At 25.6% G+C, this 21,385-nt stretch carries 16 protein-coding genes; 2 read left to right on the forward strand and 14 right to left on the reverse strand.

What is annotated here, in order from left to right; all coding sequences use genetic code 4:
• Position 1 precedes the first annotated feature (1 nt).
• From rpiB to SHELI_RS04975, 14 genes are all read right to left on the reverse strand, one after another.
• Positions 2–436: a ribose 5-phosphate isomerase B gene (gene rpiB, locus SHELI_RS04910; protein WP_069117206.1), complete on the reverse strand. Its 435-nt coding sequence runs from the start codon at positions 434–436 to the stop codon at positions 2–4.
• On the reverse strand, positions 427–1,110 hold the full coding sequence (locus SHELI_RS04915) for a ribulose-phosphate 3-epimerase (RefSeq protein ID WP_069117208.1): 684 nt from the start codon (positions 1,108–1,110) through the stop codon (positions 427–429). Before SHELI_RS04915 ends, rpiB begins: the two co-directional genes overlap by 10 nt.
• Before the next feature lie 116 nt (positions 1,111–1,226).
• A complete protein-coding gene (locus tag SHELI_RS04920) occupies positions 1,227–2,606 on the reverse strand; it encodes a PTS transporter subunit EIIC (RefSeq protein ID WP_069117212.1) in 1,380 nt (459 codons plus the stop codon).
• Between the two features lie 276 nt (positions 2,607–2,882).
• Positions 2,883–4,664, reverse strand: a complete 1,782-nt coding sequence (locus SHELI_RS04925; RefSeq protein ID WP_069117213.1) for a M3 family oligoendopeptidase — start codon at positions 4,662–4,664, stop codon at positions 2,883–2,885.
• Positions 4,665–4,696: 32 nt separating this feature from the next.
• The gene (locus tag SHELI_RS04930) at positions 4,697–5,488 is read right to left on the reverse strand and encodes an ATP-binding cassette domain-containing protein (RefSeq protein ID WP_069117218.1); all 792 of its coding nucleotides are present in this window, start codon (positions 5,486–5,488) and stop codon (positions 4,697–4,699) included.
• Between the two features lie 101 nt (positions 5,489–5,589).
• Positions 5,590–6,849, reverse strand: a complete 1,260-nt coding sequence (locus SHELI_RS04935; RefSeq protein ID WP_069117220.1) for an ATP-binding cassette domain-containing protein — start codon at positions 6,847–6,849, stop codon at positions 5,590–5,592.
• Positions 6,850–6,866: 17 nt separating this feature from the next.
• Entirely contained in the window at positions 6,867–8,804 is a 1,938-nt protein-coding gene (locus SHELI_RS06255; protein WP_084449272.1) for an oligopeptide/dipeptide ABC transporter ATP-binding protein, read from the reverse strand.
• A gap of 9 nt (positions 8,805–8,813) precedes the next feature.
• Entirely contained in the window at positions 8,814–9,845 is a 1,032-nt protein-coding gene (gene oppC / locus SHELI_RS04945; protein ID WP_069117222.1) for an oligopeptide ABC transporter permease OppC, read from the reverse strand.
• A 4-nt stretch (positions 9,846–9,849) separates the two neighbouring features.
• Positions 9,850–11,079 carry an oligopeptide ABC transporter permease OppB gene (gene oppB, locus SHELI_RS04950; protein ID WP_069117223.1) on the reverse strand — a complete coding sequence of 410 codons (1,230 nt, stop codon included), beginning with the start codon at positions 11,077–11,079 and terminating at the stop codon, positions 9,850–9,852.
• A 344-nt stretch (positions 11,080–11,423) separates the two neighbouring features.
• Complete coding sequence (locus SHELI_RS04955; protein ID WP_069117224.1) at positions 11,424–13,697, reverse strand: ABC transporter substrate-binding protein; 2,274 nt, start codon at positions 13,695–13,697, stop codon at positions 11,424–11,426.
• 159 nt (positions 13,698–13,856) lie between these two features.
• A complete protein-coding gene (locus tag SHELI_RS04960) occupies positions 13,857–14,249 on the reverse strand; it encodes a hypothetical protein (RefSeq protein ID WP_069117226.1) in 393 nt (130 codons plus the stop codon).
• 155 nt (positions 14,250–14,404) lie between these two features.
• Positions 14,405–14,887 (reverse strand): hypothetical protein, encoded by a 483-nt coding sequence (locus SHELI_RS04965; RefSeq protein ID WP_157087597.1) that lies wholly within the window; start codon positions 14,885–14,887, stop codon positions 14,405–14,407.
• 204 nt (positions 14,888–15,091) lie between these two features.
• Positions 15,092–16,570: a glycoside hydrolase family 1 protein gene (locus tag SHELI_RS04970; protein ID WP_069117230.1), complete on the reverse strand. Its 1,479-nt coding sequence runs from the start codon at positions 16,568–16,570 to the stop codon at positions 15,092–15,094.
• Complete coding sequence (locus SHELI_RS04975; protein ID WP_069117232.1) at positions 16,545–19,016, reverse strand: PTS glucose transporter subunit IIA; 2,472 nt, start codon at positions 19,014–19,016, stop codon at positions 16,545–16,547. The genes SHELI_RS04970 and SHELI_RS04975 overlap by 26 nt, the downstream gene beginning before the upstream one ends.
• Positions 19,017–19,168: 152 nt before the next feature.
• Between SHELI_RS04975 and SHELI_RS04980 the strand changes: the two genes are divergently transcribed.
• Both SHELI_RS04980 and SHELI_RS04985 read left to right on the forward strand, forming a co-directional pair.
• On the forward strand, positions 19,169–19,936 hold the full coding sequence (locus SHELI_RS04980) for a MurR/RpiR family transcriptional regulator (protein WP_069117234.1): 768 nt from the start codon (positions 19,169–19,171) through the stop codon (positions 19,934–19,936).
• Positions 19,937–19,958: 22 nt separating this feature from the next.
• Complete coding sequence (locus SHELI_RS04985) at positions 19,959–21,317, forward strand: FGGY family carbohydrate kinase (protein WP_069117235.1); 1,359 nt, start codon at positions 19,959–19,961, stop codon at positions 21,315–21,317.
• Positions 21,318–21,385: the final 68 nt, after the last annotated feature.

Raw genomic sequence — 21,385 nt, forward strand, 5'->3', positions numbered from 1 at the left:
TTTACAACTTTTCATCTATTTGATTAACTCTTTTTTGATGTCTTCCACCTTCAAAAGATGCTTCTAATCATGTTTCTACTATCAATTTTGCTAAATCTAAACCCACTACTCTAGAACCTAATGAAAGTATATTTGAATTATTATGTTCTCTTGATAATTTTGCAGAATAAGGTTCAGAACATACAACTGCTCTAATGCCTTTATTTCTATTAGCAGAAATTGATATACCTACTCCTGTACCGCAGAATAATAGTCCTAAATCCGCTTCATTTTTTATAATAGCTTTCGCAACTAAGTTTCCATATGTAGGATAATCTACGCGTTCTGTATTATATGTCCCTTTATCAATTACATCATATCCCTTTTTTATTAAAAATTCTTTAATGGGTTCTTTTAATAAGAAACCAACATGATCACAACCAATTACTATTTTCATGAATTATCACCTTCTATTTTTTTAACTTGTTCCACTATTTTTTTGCTTTCATCGTTTATAAATGCTCCTACAACAAACACCTCTGCACCCGCTTTTATCAGTTCTTGGTATGTGTTTTCACGCACTCCACCATCAACTTGAATATAATAATTTAGGTTTTTACCTTTTTTTTCTTTACTTAATCAAGTAATGTTTTCATAAACTATTGGATTTAAAACTTGTCCATTAAAACCTGGATTTATAGACATACACATTACACCTTCTACTTTATCCAAATATGGGCCTAAAATTCTTGGATTTGTTTCTGGGTTAATTGCAATCACAGCTTTCATTTTATTCTTGTGTATATTATCAATAATTGAAAATATTTTTTTAGGGTCTTTATTTTCTAATGACTCATAATGAAAATTGTAAACATCAGTTCCTGCATTGGTAAATGATTCAATATATTTTTCAGGATTAATACACATTATGTGAGCATCAACTATTATTTTTGGGTACTTATCTTTAATATCTTTACAAAACTTTTGACATAAAGCATAATTATTAACAAATACACCATCCATTATGTCGACATGTATCATGTTAATTCCTGCATCAACTAACTCATCCATTTTTTTACCAACTTCTAAAAAATTAAAAACATATATAGAAGCCGCTATCTTTCTTTTCATACTACTACCTCCATAAGTATATTTTAAACGCTGATTTATTAAAAAGACTTTTATATAAAAAATAGTTGTACTACAACAACTATTAATCTAACGTAATAAATATCTTATATGTTGTTTTATTTTGTAAATCTAGAAAAGTCCAACTTTCTAAAAAACACCTGAATCAGCATTATAGGTATTAATACGGCAGTCAAGTATAATGCTAATAATATACATACATCAATATATCCCGATTCTATAGTTCCCAATAGAGAGAACAAACCTCCAGCTCCAACAGGAACATTTTGTTTTATTTCTAAAAACCCTGAAAGTCATGATATACATGCCGATACTGCACATCCTATTCAAAATGCTTTTTTTATTTTAGTATTAACTCCATATAGAGATGGCTCAATAACAGAGAATATAGCCCCTGGTAGTATTGAGGATTTACAAGCTTTTTTTAATTCTTTGTTTTTTGTTATTAGAAGTATACCTATTGTAACTCCAAGTTGTGAATAACAAGCAATTCACTGTGCTGGACCTAAAAAACTCATAATATTTTGATTCAAAACAATATTAAAGGGTATTACAAATACTATATGCATTCCATATCTCACCAAAATCATAAATATAAATCCAAAAAACATTGAAGCAATTCCGTATTTAAATTTTCCTATAATTTCTATCAAAAAGTAAACTCCATTTTCTAAATAAGATAATATAGGTCCTGAAATGAAAAAATGTATACCAACAACTATCAAAAAACTAAAAAAAGGTCTTAAAAAAGGATCTAAATAACTAATCATAAATTTTTTAAAAAAGTTATCAATTTTACTTAAAATATAAATAGAAAATATAAAAGGTAATATCAGGCTTGTGTAACTAAACAATTTATAATCAAATCCTTTAATACTTATAATTGTAATTCCTTGAAAATTTAAGAAAAAAGGACATAGTATTGTTAAACCTAAAAACAATGCAAATACCTCACTAATCTTATAATACTTTGCGGCGGTTATTGAACAAAATAATCCAACATAAACAATCCCTGAATTTGAAATTATAAATACAAAAGTTGAAAAAATATCGTTATTGTTCAAATTTTGTATATCAACTTTTTGAATTAAATTAAAGTACAATAGAGTTCCCTCTATACTCTTTAACATTCCGCAAACCAAAAAAACCGGTATTATTGGAATCAAAATTTCTGATAATCCCGTTTTCAATTTAACAATAAAGCTTACTTTAATTTTTGTTTCTTTTTTAGATAACTTATCCATAAATAACTTCACTTTTGTAACGTTTGGACCAATAACTATTTGCAATTCTTTTCCTGATAAAACTACCCCATTTACATTTTTTAGTTGTTTTATTTTTTCTAGATCCAAATTTGAATAATCATTTAATACCAACCTTAATCTAGTAATGCAATTATAGTAATTTCCGATATTATTAAGACCACCAACCACTTGAATTATCTCTTTTGATAATGATTCTAACTCTTTTTCTTTCATAAATACCCCTTACTATAAAATTACAATATTTTATGTCAATTTATTAATTTTTATTAAAATTGTTGTGACACTACATGAAATTACATTCAAGATTATTAAAATTTTACATAAAAATAAAACAAGCTATTTTATCTATATTTTTTTATATAAAAAAACAACCTTTCTTACAAAATGAGACAATTAAAACATTATTATTTATATCTCCTTAAGGTTGTTTGTTTTTGGTCTAATTAATAAAAATTTATTTATAAAAATTAGTCTTATTAACAATTACTATTAATCTAAAAGCTCTTTTAATAATTTTATTAGTCTTTTAATTTCAGACAAAATAGGCTCATATGTTTTTTCATCCATAAAATCAATACCACTATCTTTTAATATATCTAAAGGATCCTTATGGCATCCAGCTTTTAAAAAGTTTGTTATGTGTTGACTGCCACCTTTTTTAACATCTTGATAAATTTTAAAACTAGCTGCAACATCTAATGAATATTTGTAAACATAAAAGGGATAATAAAAGAAATGAGCAATGTGTGGTCAATAATATGCGTCTCTTTCATTATTATTTGTGCATAAATCATAACCATATTCTAACTCAACAGATTTAAATAGATTCATAAGTCTTTCCGCTGTAATTGGTTCATTTTTCTCTAGTAGTTCATGAGCTTGTAGTTCAAAGTCTGCATACTGAATTTCTCTAAAAAATGTTGTTAGCATATCATAAATTCTGTTTTGGACTAAACATACTTTTTCATTTTTGTCAGTTGTTTTTTCATATAAATAGTCAAATACAACATGCTCATTAAAAGTTGACGCAATTTCAGCAAGAATAATTGGATAAGAACACAAAGGATATTTTTGTGATGCTTCTGCAAAAAGTGTATGCACTGAGTGACCTAACTCATGTGCCAACGTACTCACTGAGGATAATGTATCACTTCAATTCATCAAAATAGATGGCTCAACCCCATTTCCCAATGTTGAGTATGCACCACTTCTTTTTGTAGAGTCTTCATAAAAGTCAATAGCATTATCTTTCATTGCTATATCTAACTTTTCATTATACTCCTCACCCAGCATTTGCAATGCTCCTTTTACCATTTGTTTGCCTTCTTCCACTAAAACTACTTTGCTAAAATTATCAGCTAAACTTAAATGTCTGTCACTTATGAAGAAATCCTTAAAACCAAATCTATCTTTTATAATAGAATAGTAATCTTTTAAAATTCCAATATTTTTTTTTCCTATTTGCAAAAGTTTTCTATAAATAGCTGTTGGTATATTATCTTCAGATAAAGCCTTTTCTAATGCTGATGAATAGTTTTTCAGTCTTGCATCTTCGTATTCTTTTGTAATTATTCCTTCAAGAGTTTTTGCAAAACTATATTTTTTACTTGTTACATTATTATAATATTTTTCTCAAACCAATTTTCTATTTTGTTGGTCTTTAATTGGGTCTGAACTAGCTAAAAATGTGTTGAAGAAAGTTGTGTTAATTAACTCTTTTTTTCCATTTATTTCAACATCCAAAAATTGTCTATCAGCATATGATAAGCAGTCAAAGAAACCGTTTAGTATTTCTCTACTATTTGATACTTGATTAATTACTTCTTGTTTTTGATAAGGTAAAAAGCTGTCTTTCATACGAAATAACTTTTTAAAAATATATTCTTGATATGCATAATCTGATCCTTTGATGAAACTTATAACCTTTTCGTAACCTAAATCTAAAATCTCTGGATTTGCAAAGGATAAAGCTTCTTTATATTCGTTATTAGCTTTTTTATATAGTGACATTAACTCTTGTAGCTCTGTATCAGTTTGATCTAAATTATATAAATTTAAGTAATGGTCGAGTCTAATAGATAGTAAATCTGTTTCATTTTTCATTCTAAGATATTCTAAAAATTTTTCTTTATTACCTAAATTACCTTTCAATTCATTAATTTTTTTAAATTTTTTCTGAAACATTTCTAAATTTTGTTTGTAATCACTAGAATTTTCAAAAACATTTGAAAAATCTCACTTATACTTTTTATCTGCTTCTTTTCTATTCATAATTTCATTCCTTTTCATTTTTTTAAAATTATTTATTTTTTATAGTTTCGAATCTCTCTTTCATTAAAATATACATAATGACCTTTTTCTATCTCTACAAAACTTGGTAAGTCAAAAATATAGTCATAATGTTCTTTATCTGGATCATAAACAAAACTTTTAGTATTTTTTGCTATCGATGGTTCTGGTTTAGGGATTGCTGAAATTAGAGACTTAGTATATGGATGTATTGGGTTAGTAAACAACTCATTTGCATCAGCCATTTCTAAAACTTTACCATGGTATATTACAGCTATTCTATCTGTAATGAATCTAACAACACTTAAATCATGTGCGACAAAAATTATTGTTAAATCTTGCTCTGATTGAAATTTTTTAAATAAGTTTAAAACTTGGGCTCTTACAGAAACATCTAGTGCAGATATTGGCTCATCTGCGACTATCAATTTAGGTTTAAGAATTAGTGATCTAGCTATGCCAATTCTTTGTCTTTGTCCACCAGAAAATTCATGCGGATATCTTGATAAATGTTCTGGGAGTAAACCAACTGATTGTATTGTTTTAAGAATCAAATATTTTTTAACATCTGAATCTTTAACTTTTTTTATATTTTCTATTTTACTTTCACTATTTTCATTATAGTTTTTTAAATATTCTTCTCTAATTTCATTATTTTTATAAACTTTTTTAAAATTTATTAATCCTTCCCCAACTATTTCTTCTACAGACATTCTGTCATTAAGTGAGGAACTAGGATCTTGAAATATCATCTGAATATTTTTTCTATTTCTTTTCTTGTTTTTCTTAGAAATAGGTTTAAACAAATATGATTTCTTAATTAACTTATCAATTGATGGTAATTCCAGAAACTCAATAAACTTTGTAATTTTTTCTTTTTCTTCAGCCGTAATTTCATATTTTTTGCCTATTCATTCAAAATATTCTTCAACAAGATCTTCACCTTTAACAATATTTCTATTAACAATTTTTTTATATAGTCAAATTTTAAACTTATTTCATCTAATTCTTTGTCTGTTAATTTAATATTATTACTTATTTTATTTTTTAAATTTATTTCAAAATCTGTAGATTTCAACTTACTAGATAAAACTTTGAGTTTATCATAATTTATAGAATCTTTTAATTTGTAAATTTGTAGTATTTTTTCACAATTTTTTATTGATATATTTTCATTACTTCAAAAATCTTTTAAGTATAATTTATATTTTTTTATTTTCTTGTTGTTAAATTCGTTATTTTCTTGGGATAGTTTATTTATTTGTAATCTACATTCTTTTATAAAATCATCCCTAGAAACATAAATTTTTTTGTAATAACTTGGTAATAATTTGTTTTTAATTCTCTCTGGTGAAGTTAATAACAAATTTTCTTTATGTGCAGTTTTAACAATATTCAAATTTTTAAAAATATCATTATTTATATTAACTATAAAGTCAAAAAGTACAAAAAAACTTTTTATATAATTATTAAGTTGTACTTTTTCTTTGCTATTTTCTTCCCATTTTTTTAAAAAATTTGTTGTCAATAAATATGCTTCTTCTATTTTAAGTTTTAAAGCATTTTCATTTATTATGACTTCTTCTATTTTTTTTAAAATAGACTTTTCTAACTCTAGAGGAATTTCAGGTACCTGTAAATGAATGTTATTTACAAATTTTTTTATTCTTTCTTCCTTAGAAACAATTATATTAATCAATTTCAATATATATTCATAAACTTCATCTATAAACTTAATTTTAGTTAAATTTATAATTCTATTTGAATAATATTTTATTTCTGTAACTTTCTTTTTGTTATTAAAATAAATATTTTTTAATTTTTTTGTTTGATTTTTTATTACATAAACTATTGAATATAATTTATTTTCTAAATCTATAATTTTATTTTTTATATAAGTATTTAAATGATATAAACTTGAAGCTTTACCAGCTACTATTTGCTCATCCATGTATATAGCGCCATCACTCAAATTTTGTACTCCTACAATTGCTCTAGCAATTGTAGTTTTACCTGAACCAGATTCTCCAACTAAACCAAAAATTTCTCCTTTTTTAATATCTAAACTAGTTTCATTAACTGCAGTAAACTTTTTACCTTTATTTTTAAAACTTATTTTTATATCTCTTATTTTTAAAAAAATATCCGACTGCTTCATATCTTTCATAATGTTGCTCTTTCTATCTATTCTTCAACTTTATTTTTTAGTTCATTTAAAATCTCTGGTTTATTTATTTTAGGTGCTCTTTTATCTAGTAGTCAAGTTTTTGCATAGTGTGTTTCTGACACTTGAAACATTGGTGGTTCATATATTTTGTCTATTTCTAAAGCATAGTCACTTCTTTCAGAAAATGAATCTCCCTTTAACTTTTTAAATAGTGACGGTGGTGATCCTTTTATAGAATAAAGTTTTTTTCCTTTTTCGCTTAATTGTGGTAAAGAAGATAGTAAAGATCATGTATAAGGATGCTTTGGATCATGAAAAACTTCATCAGTAAGTCCAAATTCAACAATTTGACCAGCATACATTACGGCAACTCTATCAGCTATTTTAGCAACAACACCTAAGTCATGTGTTATAAACACAACTGCAAATTTATATTCTTTTTGTAAATCTTGTATTAACTCTAAAATTTGTGCTTGTATTGTTACGTCTAATGCTGTTGTTGGTTCATCACAAATTAAAATTTTTGGTTTACAAGCTAAAGCAATAGCTATAACAACTCTTTGTCTCATGCCTCCAGAATATTGTCCCGGTATATCTTTATATCTTTTTTTTGGTTCTTTTATTCCTACTTTTTCCAATAAGTTAATGGCCTCTTTTTTTGCTTTTTTTCTTGAGTAGTTTCATTTTTTTCTTAGTACTTCAGAAATTTGAAAACCTACTGATAGTAAAGGATTCAAAGATGTCATAGGATCTTGAAATATTGTCGCTATTGTTTTACCTCTTAGTTTTTTTAATAAATTTAAAGAACTAAATTTGTTAAAAAATTTAAACTTTTTGACATGATTTCATTGTGCAATTATTCTTTCATAAATTTCATTATCAAATTTATTTTCAACAATCAATTTTATTATTAAATCCTCAATATCATCTTCTATTTTAAAATTATAAGCACAATTACTATAATGCTCAATAAAACTAAATATACTTTTACTTAATAAACCTTTTATATTTTCATTTTGTTTATACTGTTCAATTTTTGCTTCGTACATTTTATTTAATTCTTCAATTTTATTAAAACTGAGTTCTTGTTCAAAAAAATTTATACCATATTTTGTAAAATTTTCTTTAAAATAAACTTTTAAAGCCTGGGATTTTTTATTTTTCTTTTTATTTAAAAGAAATTTATTAACTATTAAATGAAATAAGTTATCTTTTAACAAACTTTTTAGCAATTTAGTGTCTTCTTCATTTTTTTCCTTTTGTAAAAAATCTTTTATTCTTTTCATGTAATTAATTATTTTTTTTATTTTAAATTTATCAATTAATGTTATTCCATTTATTTTTCTATAATCAACCTTCAAATGATAAATACTTTCAAATATTTCTTGTCTCATACTTTTTTTACGATCATTATTTATTAAATATTCTTCATAGTTTACTAATTTTTCTATATTACTTTTTATGCTTTCCATTTTAATATTTATTTTTTTATTTCTAGAAAACAATGCGTGTTTGTTTTCCAATTTAGCTAAAACTTTCTTCTTTTGGTCTATCAATATATCTAAATGTTCTTTATTTATTTTTTTTAAATATTTAATTTTCTTATATTCGTATTTTAGTTCAGCTTTTATACTTCTTTTAATACTTTTGATTGTGTATTTGTCAATTAATTCTTTTTGCATAGAAACTAAATCAACTGATTTTTTAAAATAATCATCTTCACTCGGATTTATCGGATTATAAATTATTGAACCATCACTTATGAAACCATTACTCTCAATCATACCAGTAAAAGATTTTGTAATTACTGACTTTCCACTTCCCGATTCACCCACTATGGCAAGTATTTCTTCATCATACAAATCTAAAGAAACATTTCTAATGGCTGTTAAAAGTTTTTTTCTTACTTGAAATTTGATCTCTAAATTTTTAATAGTTAAAATTTTTTCTTTCATAAAATTCTCCTATCTATGCAACTTTGGATCTAATGAATCCGCAAATATTTTTCCAACCAAGAAAAATAACAATGATATTCCAGAAATAAACGAAATTGGTATTATAAGCAAATGCGGAAATAATTGTCATGTTGTATCTGAAACAACTTCATTTAGTATTGACCCAAGCGAAGCTGCGTGAATCAAGTCACTAACAAAACCAAAATTATAAAACGATAACAATGAATCCAATGCGATTGCATTAGGTATAGCAAAAGATGCTGTTTGAATAATTATTGGTAATATTTTTGGTAATATGTTTTTTATTATTATTCTAAAACTATTTGTTCCTAAAACTTTTGAAGCAATATTATATTCAGAGTTTCTGACCAAGATTGTTTGAATTCTAATAACCGAAGACATGCTGATTCAACTTGTTAATGAAATAGCTAAGACCAAAACTCAAAGTGTTGATTGTCCACCAAAGATAAATATTACTAGTAATCACAATATTAGAGATGGTATCATAGATAAAAATCTAATAATTTCTATAAACAATATATCTAATTTAGAAAAATAACCTCAAATTAATCCAATTAATATACCTGTGGCTATTTGTATAGAAGCAATAAATACCATAAATAGTAAAGTGCTTCTTGTACCTATTCACATTTTATTTCATAAATCTTCTCCCATCAGTCCCAAACCAAAAAGATGTTGGGAACTAGGAGCTGCAGGGTTTCTATTGGGTCTATCAAGTGGAACGGGTGTTTCACCTCTAGCAATAAATAAACTCATTGTAACAAAAATAATTATTAATAATAAACATATTATAAAAACTTTACTAGCTAATACAGTTTTTCCAACCGATTTTCAATAACTATATGGTTTAGAATTAATTGATTCAGCTTTAAAAGACTTTCATTCATCACTTACTTTTTTAAACAATGAGTTATCAATTTCTTCAATGTTATATTTAGAATAAGAATATTTTAATTTAACAATTTCTTCTCAATTAAACTCATCGTCAGCATACTTTTTACTCAATACTTTTTCACTCATACAATTATTCCTTTCTATTATTTGATAATTTAACTCTTGGATCCATAAGAACTAAAATAAGATCTCCAATCAAGGATGAAAATACACCAACATAAGCTGACAGGGTTATATAGCCCAAAACAACAAAAACATCTTTTGTACTAACTCCTTTTAGTATATATTGACTCATACCAGGGGCCGCTCAAAATCTTTCAACCAAAATGCTTGATCCAAATAAAGATATAACTAAAACTCCAGGAATTAATCTAATAATTCTTACACCTGCATTTCTAAAAATATGTACATAAAATATATAAATTGAACCTAAACCTTTTGATTGTGCAAACTTAACATAATCTGATGACATTTCATCAATAACATATCTTCTAGTGTCGATAACGATTGGCGGCATCAATAGTAGTGCGACCGCAATAATAGCTAGAAAATTAGTATAATTATTTTCTCCTCATATACCGGATGAGTTTAAGTATTTGATACCAATCAATCAAAACACTGATATCAATATAGTTGCTGGTGTTGAAATTAATATTAAAAATCACCACGTTATTACATTATCTACTGGTTTTTCTTTATTTTTAGCTGCCAGTATACCGATTGGAACTCCAAAAATGTAAGAAATTAAAACAGCAACCACTCCTATTTGAAATGATATTGGTATTGCCTTTTTAAAATAATCCATTACAGGGTAATTAATTATTCCATTAGACTTATTTAGTATCAATCCAAGCCAAAATCATTTAGTTTCTGGATTGCCTCATGTAATTCCTACATGACTAACCCTCAAAGGCATTCTAATACTTTTTGGAATAAAAGGTGTGACATTTCTTCAATATATTAAGATTTGTTTTAAAAGTGATCCGTCTAATCCAAGTGCTGTTTTTTTGTTCTTTACTCATTCTTTTCACTCTGGACCCCCAACAGTTACAGGTGGTCTGGCAAAATTAAAATCATTCATTACCGATATATCATCAAGAGATAATACTATCAATATATATACAAAAGCAATAGCAATATAAAGTGTTATAAAAGCATATATAATTCTTTTTATTGAATAACTTAACAAAGGTACTTTATTTAAAAAATCAATCTTTTTTTTATTTATTTTTTTAAAAAGGTACTTTAATCTAGCAAACTTATCTCTTCTTAAATTACTTTCAATAACTTTATTCTCTACCCGATTAATCAAATCCAACAAACTTTGATCACTTTCATTTTGTTCAATAGTAGTTTTCATTTTTTATCCTTTCTATATTAATGTAAAGTAGAATAAAATTAATTTTATATAAAAAAACAAAAGCTCCTATTATAAGTCTTTTGACTTTTAATTGGAGCTAAATTTTTCAATATAAACTTTTTTATAAATATTTTATAAATGATACCCCAAAGTCTTTTTGTACAATAAAAAAATAGTGCCTAAAACATTATTGTAATTATTCATCTTTGTTGTATTTTTATTTATAAACATAAAAAAACCTCATTCATCTTTGACTAATTCATATTAACATATTTAATTTTAAAATACAACTTTTGAAAACTTAAAATAAAAAAATAGTATTTTTAAAATACTATTTTAAAGCTTTATTTTCAAAAATCAGCATCTCTATTACTTGTTGGATCTTTTTTTATTTCATCAAGTGCTTTTAAATATTTTGCGCGTAGCTCTTCAATTTGATCCTTTGAAAGTAATTCTGTGTCATAATTTACATTTATATATTTATATGAGCTTAATCCATAAGTTACTCTAGGTAAAGCAAATGGTTTCATATGACTTATTGTAAATGTTGCAGTTGGACTTCTTCTCATAAATGGAACAACAAAAGCATCTTCATATAATGTTTGAACTTCTTGTTTCGCAAAAGATGAATATCTTTTATCTATATCTACTCCAATTGATTTGTCTATATCATTTACTGAGACACTATAGTTATATCTTGATTCAAATAAAGGGGAAATACCTTTTTCGTCCTGTACTATCAATTCATCATATTTACTACTATTTGCTTTTTTCAAACTATCAAAAGCATCCTTAGCAGTAGCTTTCCCATTTTGACTTAATTTTTCATATGATTCAAACCCAAATAATTGATCCAATCTAAAGTAGAGTGAATATTCTCCATCTAGTTTTAAACTGTTAGAATATGTCATTGGGTCTTCATAACCAGGACTTCATGATGAAAACATTAAATCTGAACCTCCTGTATTATAAATTTCACTATATCCATTGTAGTCATTTGGTCTAACCAAATCAATTTTTATAGGGTTATTTTGTATTGCATTAAAGTCTTCAATCATTTCCGATCTATATTTACCTTGAGTGGTTGTGGCAGTTGGATCTTCAGCAGAAACTAAGTGAATTTTACCATCACTACCTTTATTATGATTTAAGAACTTGTCTTTTTGAATTATATCATTGATCCCTTTAATCATCTCGCCTACTTTTGAGTTAAATTCAGGAGACCCTTCTTTTGCTGACCCAAAAACACTATTTCTTAAGTAATCAACTCCATCTTTTAAGTCATCAACAGTTACTGCTTTTGTTGGTTTAGCGCTGCTTTTGTTAATTGCATCAGCTACATATCCCAAATAATCTCTACCTTCATAACTTAAAAAGTTTTGAGGAACAAATGTATTTCTAAGTTGTGATGAGACAGATTTATCTACATCATAAGGACTTGAATAATAAGTTGCTCATTTAGTTCTGTCGAAACCAGCTTGTATGAACCTTCTAACACTTGCATACTGTAATAATCTTGAAGCTGCTGTTGCCCTGCTTTTTTTGGCTGCATCAGTACTTTGATAATCACTGTTTAAATAATTAAAGAATAACATTCAAGATGCTGAATCATCCCTTGAAGTTGTATATTTAACTAAACCTGGTGTGTCTAAAGGGTTTGCTGCATCGCCAACATATTTTGATCATCCTGTTGCATCATTGGGGTCAATATTTACTTCATTAGCTGTACCGGCATCGTATAATTCTCTAGACCTAGAAGCTCCTCCAGAAGATAATAATTCTTTAATTCTATTAATATTTGATTTATCTTTGTAATAATAATTTTGATTTTTATCTAAAATTAATACACTATCTTTAACAAAACTTGTTGGTACAAATTGTCCTGAATAATAACCTTTTGTGTAGTCAACATCTACTGATGGATCAACTAATGCATTTGCATGTATTGGTGCAAAAGTACCAAATGTTAATAAAGTTTCAAAATAATTTGCTGGTTTAACAAGTTTAAATTGAACTTGACTACCGTTAACTTTAATTCCTAAGCGTGAGCTTTCATCGGTATTTTTATAATATTTATCAAAAATTTTATCAAAATCATAATCTGCATCTTTTGATTTTGCTATTGCTTCAGCATTCAATTCCGCAGCTCCTTGAATAAAACTTTTTCAAACCGAGACGATAGTTGAGGCATTCATTGGGTTTAAAACATACCTTGCAGTATTAACGAAGTCCTCAGACTTTAAATCATCCACTTTATTTCCTTTGTAATCACTTCAAGAAGCATCGTCTCTTAATTTGTAAGTTCAAGTATCAAAATTATCATTATGTTCTCCCACATATGGATTGCTTGCAGAATAATTTGGATTACTCATTAAAAATAAGTCTCCGAATACTCTTCCGTATTCATCGACAGATAATGGTGTAGCGTTTGTATCCGCTAATATACCTAAATCTGCTAAATCTATTGTTTTTGCAGTTACCCAATAACTTGGATAACTTCTTTGTGTCATAGTTATTGTGTTTTCTGGATCTTTATCTAAAGAACCACAAGATACAACACTAAAAACAGAAGGTGCTACAACCGAAGTTGCCATCAACCATCCAATTAATTTTTTCATATTTTTTACCTTTCTTTCATTGATAAACTCTTTACATTTCTCAATATCTATTTAATTTTGTAAGTAGCAAATAAAACAATAAACTATTAACTACTTATTTTTTATTATAATGAATAAATTAATATTGTAAACAAATCTAATTATTTTATTTTTATCTTTTTATAAATTATAAAAACTTTCTTTATTTTCAAATTTATTACCAGAAAATTTATAAAATTTTTGTTTGATTCATCAATTTAGAGTTTCAGTTGAAGCATTATGTTTAAAAACTTTTTTAGACATTAAATGAACTATAAAATCATTTTGTTTTGCATAGTTAAAAATAACCTTATTAGCAAATGCAGAATCTCTATCAGAATGAATTATCTTTTTATTTCATTTTCGAAAATCAGTTACTAATGAATTAATACTGATTTTACTTCTGTTTTTTCTATTATCTAAAAATATCTTAAGGTTAGTTATATCAATACCCATTATATTTTGTTTAATATAATTAATTTCCACCAAGTCTTCTCTAACATAAATATTATGTTTTTTTAATTCTAATTTCATAACACTATGTTTTTTTTCTACTTGAATTATTTAATATTCATGGATTATCCACTCTAATTTTTCTAATCATTTTTTCAGATACTTTTACCCCTTTATTTACATAAATTCACTTACTTATTAAATTTGCGTCGCTTGCTAAACTTTAATTTTTTAGATTATATTCTATTATTATTTTTTTTAGCCATTGTATATCTAGGACTATTAAAACGTGGTAAATCACTAAAATCTATGCAATTTTTAAATATAATTATTGGGTTTTCTAAATTATTTTTAAGTTTAAACTTAGAAAATGTATTTTTATGAATTTTAAAATAACTAATTAATCTATTAGTTCCTAATCCGTGCTTTGCAATAAAATAATATATTTGACAGCATGCATAATGTTTATAAGTTTTTGTCGCCATTATCATTATCTTGTCTTTCTGGCTCATCTTAAACACGTTCAACATTATAGTTGCTGTGCAAGAAGATATGGACTTTTCCAAAATTTCTTTACTTGCCATTGCTAATAGCTTTTCTTCTTTTTTAAACTTTAATTGTTTTTCTAAAATTCTAATTTTTTCTTTTAAAACTTTATTTTCTTTTTCCTTTGTTTTTAAATCTTTAGATATAAATACTTTATTTAATTTTTTACTCATTATTTCAACTTCTTTTCATGTTTTCCTTTCTAATATAAAAACCATTTATATATACAACTGGTCTACTTAGCTTCATTTTTTCTATTTAAAAAAAATAATATATCTTAAGTTCACTAGTAAACTTAAGATATATTATTTAGCCTTTTAAAAACTTAATTTTTACAATAATTCTAAAAAATATCAATAAATTTTTTTATTGAATATTTATTCAAAACAAATAGCGCCTTTTGAGTCGACTAGTTTTTTGAATCATTTTCCAGATTCTTTTAAATATCTTTTATGACTACCTTGGCCATAATCATCTTGATCAATGTATATTAATCCGTATCTTTTTGTCATTTCTCTTGTTGACATAGATATTACATCAATCGCAGTTCAAACTGAATAACCAATACACTCTACACCATCATTCATTGCCAAAATCATGTTTTTTATATGTCCTTTTAAATAGTCGATTCTATAGTAATCATTAAAATCTTTTTTTTCTATATCAAAATGTTCGTCCATTCCAATTCCATTTTCCGCAATATATAGGGGTTTTTGATATCTATCCCATAAATCATTCATTAAAATTCGTAAACCAATAGGATCGATTTGCCAACCTCACTCTGTAGATTCGAGAAAAGGATTTTTTCCACCAACAGTTAAATTTCCTCCTGTTGTTTCGACATTACGACCATTTGTCATAGATTTATAGTAACTAAATCCTATAAAATCAATATTATATTTTTGGAGAAGTTCCAACTCTTTGTGTTCAGCATTAATATCTATTAGATTTTCTTTGAAGAAGTTTTTAATGTAGTTTGGATAATAACCTCTTGTCATTACATCTAAATAAAAATACAAATTTTTTTGAGAGGCAATTGTATCAATTCATACATCTTCTGGATGGCAACTTATAGGATAAGACTGTCTACTGGCAATCATCCCGCCAATTTGTAAATCCAAATTTTGTTCAACTATATATTGTTTGATAAGACAATTAGTTACAAACTGATTATGTAGTGCTTTGTAACTTTTTTGTTTTTTTAGCTCTATTTCATTTTCTCCCAAAATAATTCCAGCACCTGTTGTAGGACTGATAATTGTACAATTTATTTCATTAAAAGGTATCCAATACTTACAATAACTTTTAAATTCATTAATACATGTTTTCGCATACTTAAAAAAGACATCCATAACTTTTTTATTGTCAAACCCACCGTATTTATTAATAACATCTATTGGATAGTCAAAATGAGATAAAGTTACAATTGGTACTATATTTTTTGATTTTAAAAGCTCAAATAGCTTTTTATAAAAAATTATTCCCTCTTGATTAGGTTTTTCTTGATCACAATCAGGATATATTCTAGCTCATGATATAGAAAATCTTAAAGACTTTATTCCTGTATCTTTCATTTGTTGAACATCTTGCTCAAAATTTTCAAAAAACTCTATGGCAGTTCTATTTGGAAAAATTAAGTTACTTTCATTTTGAACATTATAATTTAGTTTTTCTTTTGTTAACTCCATTTCATCTTCTGTTTTAAAATTTTTTCTGTCTAGATTTGGATTAAATGTTTTTCAATCTGCAATTGTCTCACCTTTACCATACTCTTTTCATGAACCTTCGACCTGGCAAGCCGCAATCGCTGAACCTATTAAGAAATCTTCTTTAAATTGAAAGTTGTTTTTTTTCATTTTTTATTAAACCTCTTTTCACTTTATAGTTATAAGTAACATCTTGTTTTGCAGATAATTCATAAGAAATATCAAATGAGTGAATAACATTGTAAAAGTTATTTTTAAATATGCTTATATCTAAATTATTTACAGATTTTATAAAGTCCTCAATTAAAAGCATATATTGATCTTGCAATGACTCTAATCATTTTCTACTTTCTTTGATTGTTGATTTATTTAATTGTAATGCTTTTGTTAAATCTTCTAATTTGTTTTTATATTTTTGTATAACTATATTTATTTTTTCTATTTTTACTTTCTCTTTTATTTTTTTTATCATAACTATTCTTTTTTCTTCTAGTAAGTTTATTTTTTTATGAATTAGTTCTTGATTTTGCTCCATATTGAGAGATTTTATATACACACTTTCGAAACTTTTTATTCTAGTAAGGTTCTCTTTACTTAAAACTTTTTCTAAATTTGATTTTAAACTTATTAAATCATTTTTATAATCTTTTTTTGTAGATTTAAACAAGCTTTGTAGTTTTCTAATAAGTGAAAAAGTTTCTTTTTTTTCATTTATTCTTTCTTCATAAAATAATATAACCAAAATCATAGAAGCTGCAATTGAGATGAAACATATTATCAAATACTCCACAGCGCTTAATCATCCTGAGTCAATAACAGCAGTTACCCTTAATAAACCAGCACCACCAACAGCACTAGCATTTAGACTAAAAAACCCTCTTATTAGTCCACCAACAGCACCTCCTATACAACCGTATATAAAAGGTTTACCTTTAGGTAAATTTACACTATAAATTATTGGCTCTGTAATTCCAAATAAACCTGCAGGTATTGATGAAATAGCTAAGTTTCTAACTTTATTATTTTTTGATCTTATTGCAACCCCAATAGCAGCACCAACTTGACCCATAACAGCAAATGCCATTGTTAAGTAAAGTCCTGAATCGTTCCCTGTTGCATTAGTTGCTAATATAACAATATTTCCAATTACTGTGTGTACTCCTGTTAATACTAATATTTGTCATAAAAAACCTAGTAGTGCAGTACCTATTCCATAAGGAATATAACCAAAATACTCTATTATTTTATATACACCTATTTCGATTAAACCAAATATAGGTCCCATTACAAAGAATATCGCCAAAACAGTTACAGCGTAAACTAGTAAATGTCTGAATACAATATCAACAGCAGCTGGCATTCAGTTTTTTACTCACTTATCTAAGTAAAAATAAATAAAGCCCGCAATAATCATGGGTAAGACTGATGAATTATAAGCTTGTAATTTAACACTAAATGTACCTATAGTAAATAACTCTCAACTCATTCCGTTAAATAAGAAGTGAGAAGATAAAGTTAATCCAATAAATATTCCCATTACACCATTACCTTTTAAATATACAATGGTTGAATAACAAAAATAAATACCAACTATTGATAAACCAGTTTGACAAAGTATATAAACGACTCCCGATGCAATACTATAATCTGTTAAGTACTTTGGATTACTTCCATAAGATAATTTAACATCTTCAATTACATTACTTTGTATTAATATAGCTCTAATCGCAGTCATCAATCCAGCTGCCATCAATACAGGAATTACTGGAACCATTACACCAGATATAAACCCAAAAACAATTTCTTTAAAATTTTTTTTGTTTTTACCAAAACTTTTTTCTGTTTTAGAAGATTGAATTTTGCTTAACTCATCTTTAACTTTTACAACAACTCCACCAAAAATTATTTGTAACTCTTGTCCATTTCAAATAACTCCTTTGACTTTATTAACTTTTTTTATAGCTTCAAGATCAACTAAACTTTTATCAACTATATCCATTCTCAATCTAGTCATACAATTATAAAAATTATTGTAGTTATTACTTGTACCAACATATTTGTTAATTTCTAAAGCAATGTTTTCAAATTGATTTTTATTAGATACAATTTGTTTTTCATAATTGACTACTTCTTCAACATCAAAATACATATAGCCAATTTGCTCCCCTTGCTTAACCTCACCTGTTTTTTCTATGACAAATTTGTAATCTTTGTTTTCAGTACTATCAAATACAATTGGCGTAACAAAGTCAATATTTTCATTGTCAATAACATTTATTTTTACAATTGATTTATTAATATCAACACTTTCATTTTCCCCAACCATAAACGAAAAAGGTTTTCCATCTAATTTTACTGTATTCAGTCCCATATGAATTAACGCTATTGGTCCTTCATCAGATTTAATATAAAAAGCATGTTTTGTATGAAAAATTTGTGTTATTACAGATTTTTCAAAAATACTTTTTATATCAAAGGTTTTAGGTTCTATGTAAAAACCATCACCTAAGGCTTTTGTAGAAAATACACCATCATTTAGTTTTTCGATTTCTTGTATATTTCCATCACATGGTGAGTAAATAATAATTTTCTTCATATTCATTTCCTCCTATTCAAATTTTATATATTTAAAATATATAAACAATTTTATATGGATCAAATGAATACAAATGCAAAAATAGGAAACTCATTCATAAATTTGTTTTTAAAAATGAATAGAGGTATCATATAAGTATAGGAAATGAATGAATGAATTTACATAAGAAATTATTAGATGTATCTATTAACAGTGAAAATGAAGTTGATAAATCAATTGCCACAATAATTTGTGATAACTTTAGATTTAGCAAGTTTTTAAAGATTAAAGATTTAGCCGATTGCTGTCATGTATCTCAGTCTACTATTACAAGGTTTTGTAATAGGTATGGTTTAAATGGTTACAATGAATTAGTCACATTATTGAAGATGCAAAAAAAGGAGTTTTCATTAAATGGGGAATCTACATTTATAAACAAAAGTCCAGATATGTCAAATAGCAATTTATTAATAGATGAATTAAAAGAATTAAATAACTACATCGATTTAATAAATGATATTACACAAAAATTATTTTTAGCTGAAAATGTTTACATAGTTTCTAGTAGAGATATTAGCTGTATTATACGATCGTTTGTTGATTTTTTATTGTCAATAAATATAAATGTAATATATATTGAAAACCCAATTCACCTTGTAAATATTGTTAAAAGCAATTTTAAAAATGAAGATATTTTGTTAACTTTTATATCAGGAACTGGAAATAACAAGATAATAGAAATAATTAGACAAGTTTTTATGAAAATTAATTACAAGTATTGCTTTACTTCTACAAGGCAAAAAAGTAACTTTGCTAATTTTTTTGAAACTTTTTTAATATGAAATCAAAAAAATAATAAGAATAATTATTTTTATAGAAATCTTTTAGTGCAATATGTTATTTCTTTATTAACTATTTCAATTATCAAAAAAATAGACTAAATAAGTGGAGGATATCTCGAAGATGAATATCAGAAAAAATATTTATGTTTCAATAGATTTAGGAACAACTTTTACTAAAATATCTGTGTTTTCTAAAAGTTTAAAAAAGATGGAGGAAAATAATTTTCTAACACCTTATATTAAGTTTGGTGTGTTTGATATCGGGGATTTAGAAAGAAAATTAGAAATGTACTTATTAAACGTAATTAAAAATTATGGTGATTTTAATATAAATTTAACATTTACTACTGCACACAACTCTTTGATTTTGTTAAATGAAAATAATCAAATCATATTCGCACCTATGAATATCCTATATGAGGATTTTGAGCTACTCAATGTAAGTTTGAATGATGCTATCCAATTAAACAAAATTACAGGTATGATATATGGTCATCACTTACCTTTAGCTAAATTATGTTTTATAAAAAATGACCCTAATTTTAAATTCGTTAATAAAATTCATACATTGAAAAGTTATTTGCTAAAAAAAATATTTAATATAGATGGTATAGATTATTTAGAGGCGGCAGGTTTGGGGCTTTTGGATATTGAACAAAAATACTGATCTAAATGGTGTATAGAAAATTTTTTAAATTTTAGCTACGATGTTTTATTATACAAACTTCCAAATTTAAAAACAGAGAATGAGGTTTTTGAAATTATTTGAAACAATAAAACTATTAATATTACTTTGGGTTTGGTGGATGGTTTTGCGGCACACTATTATTCTAAATGTGTTTTAAATTCTGATATATTATCTATAAATATAGGAACTACAAGTGCATGTAGAATAAACACAGATAGCCAAATTTATAATCGAGATAATTTTAGAATGTTGACCAATTTTTTAAAAATTACAGGTTATGCAAATAATAATGGTGGAAATAACTTATATGAGTATGCAAAAATAAACAATATAGAAATGAATTACAATAATTTTGAAAATGCTGTTAAGTTAATTAAAAAAGAAAATTTTTACTACCCTAATATTTATAAAGAAAGGTTTTATTTAGAACAAAAAAACGAAGATTTAAGAAAATTAAAAAATGAAAATTTAAGTTTAGAATCTGTGTCCTTAGGTATACTATTCAAAATAATTTATCAATCTAATTTACTGTTAGACTTAAATAATGATGTAAAAGTTTTTGTAAGTGGAGGATTTTTTAATAATGTTTTTTTATTAAAAGTATTAAGTTCAATATTAAAAAAAGACATTTATGTTTGTCAAGATAATATATCACAACTTGGAGCAATACTATATTCTTGACCAGATGTTAAACATCATTGTCAAAATAACTTTGAAAAAATTGTTTATAAAAAATTGTTTTATATAAACAATTTATATGAGGAATGATTAAAGGCGAATAATTTAAGTTAATTAATAACGAATGTTTTTCATTTAATTTAAACAATACTAAAGTTAAATAAAATATAATACAGTACACA

The sequence above is a fragment of the Spiroplasma helicoides genome (assembly GCF_001715535.1).
In the GTDB taxonomy this organism is placed as follows: Bacteria; Bacillota_I; Bacilli_A; order Mycoplasmatales; family Mycoplasmataceae; genus Spiroplasma_A; species Spiroplasma_A helicoides.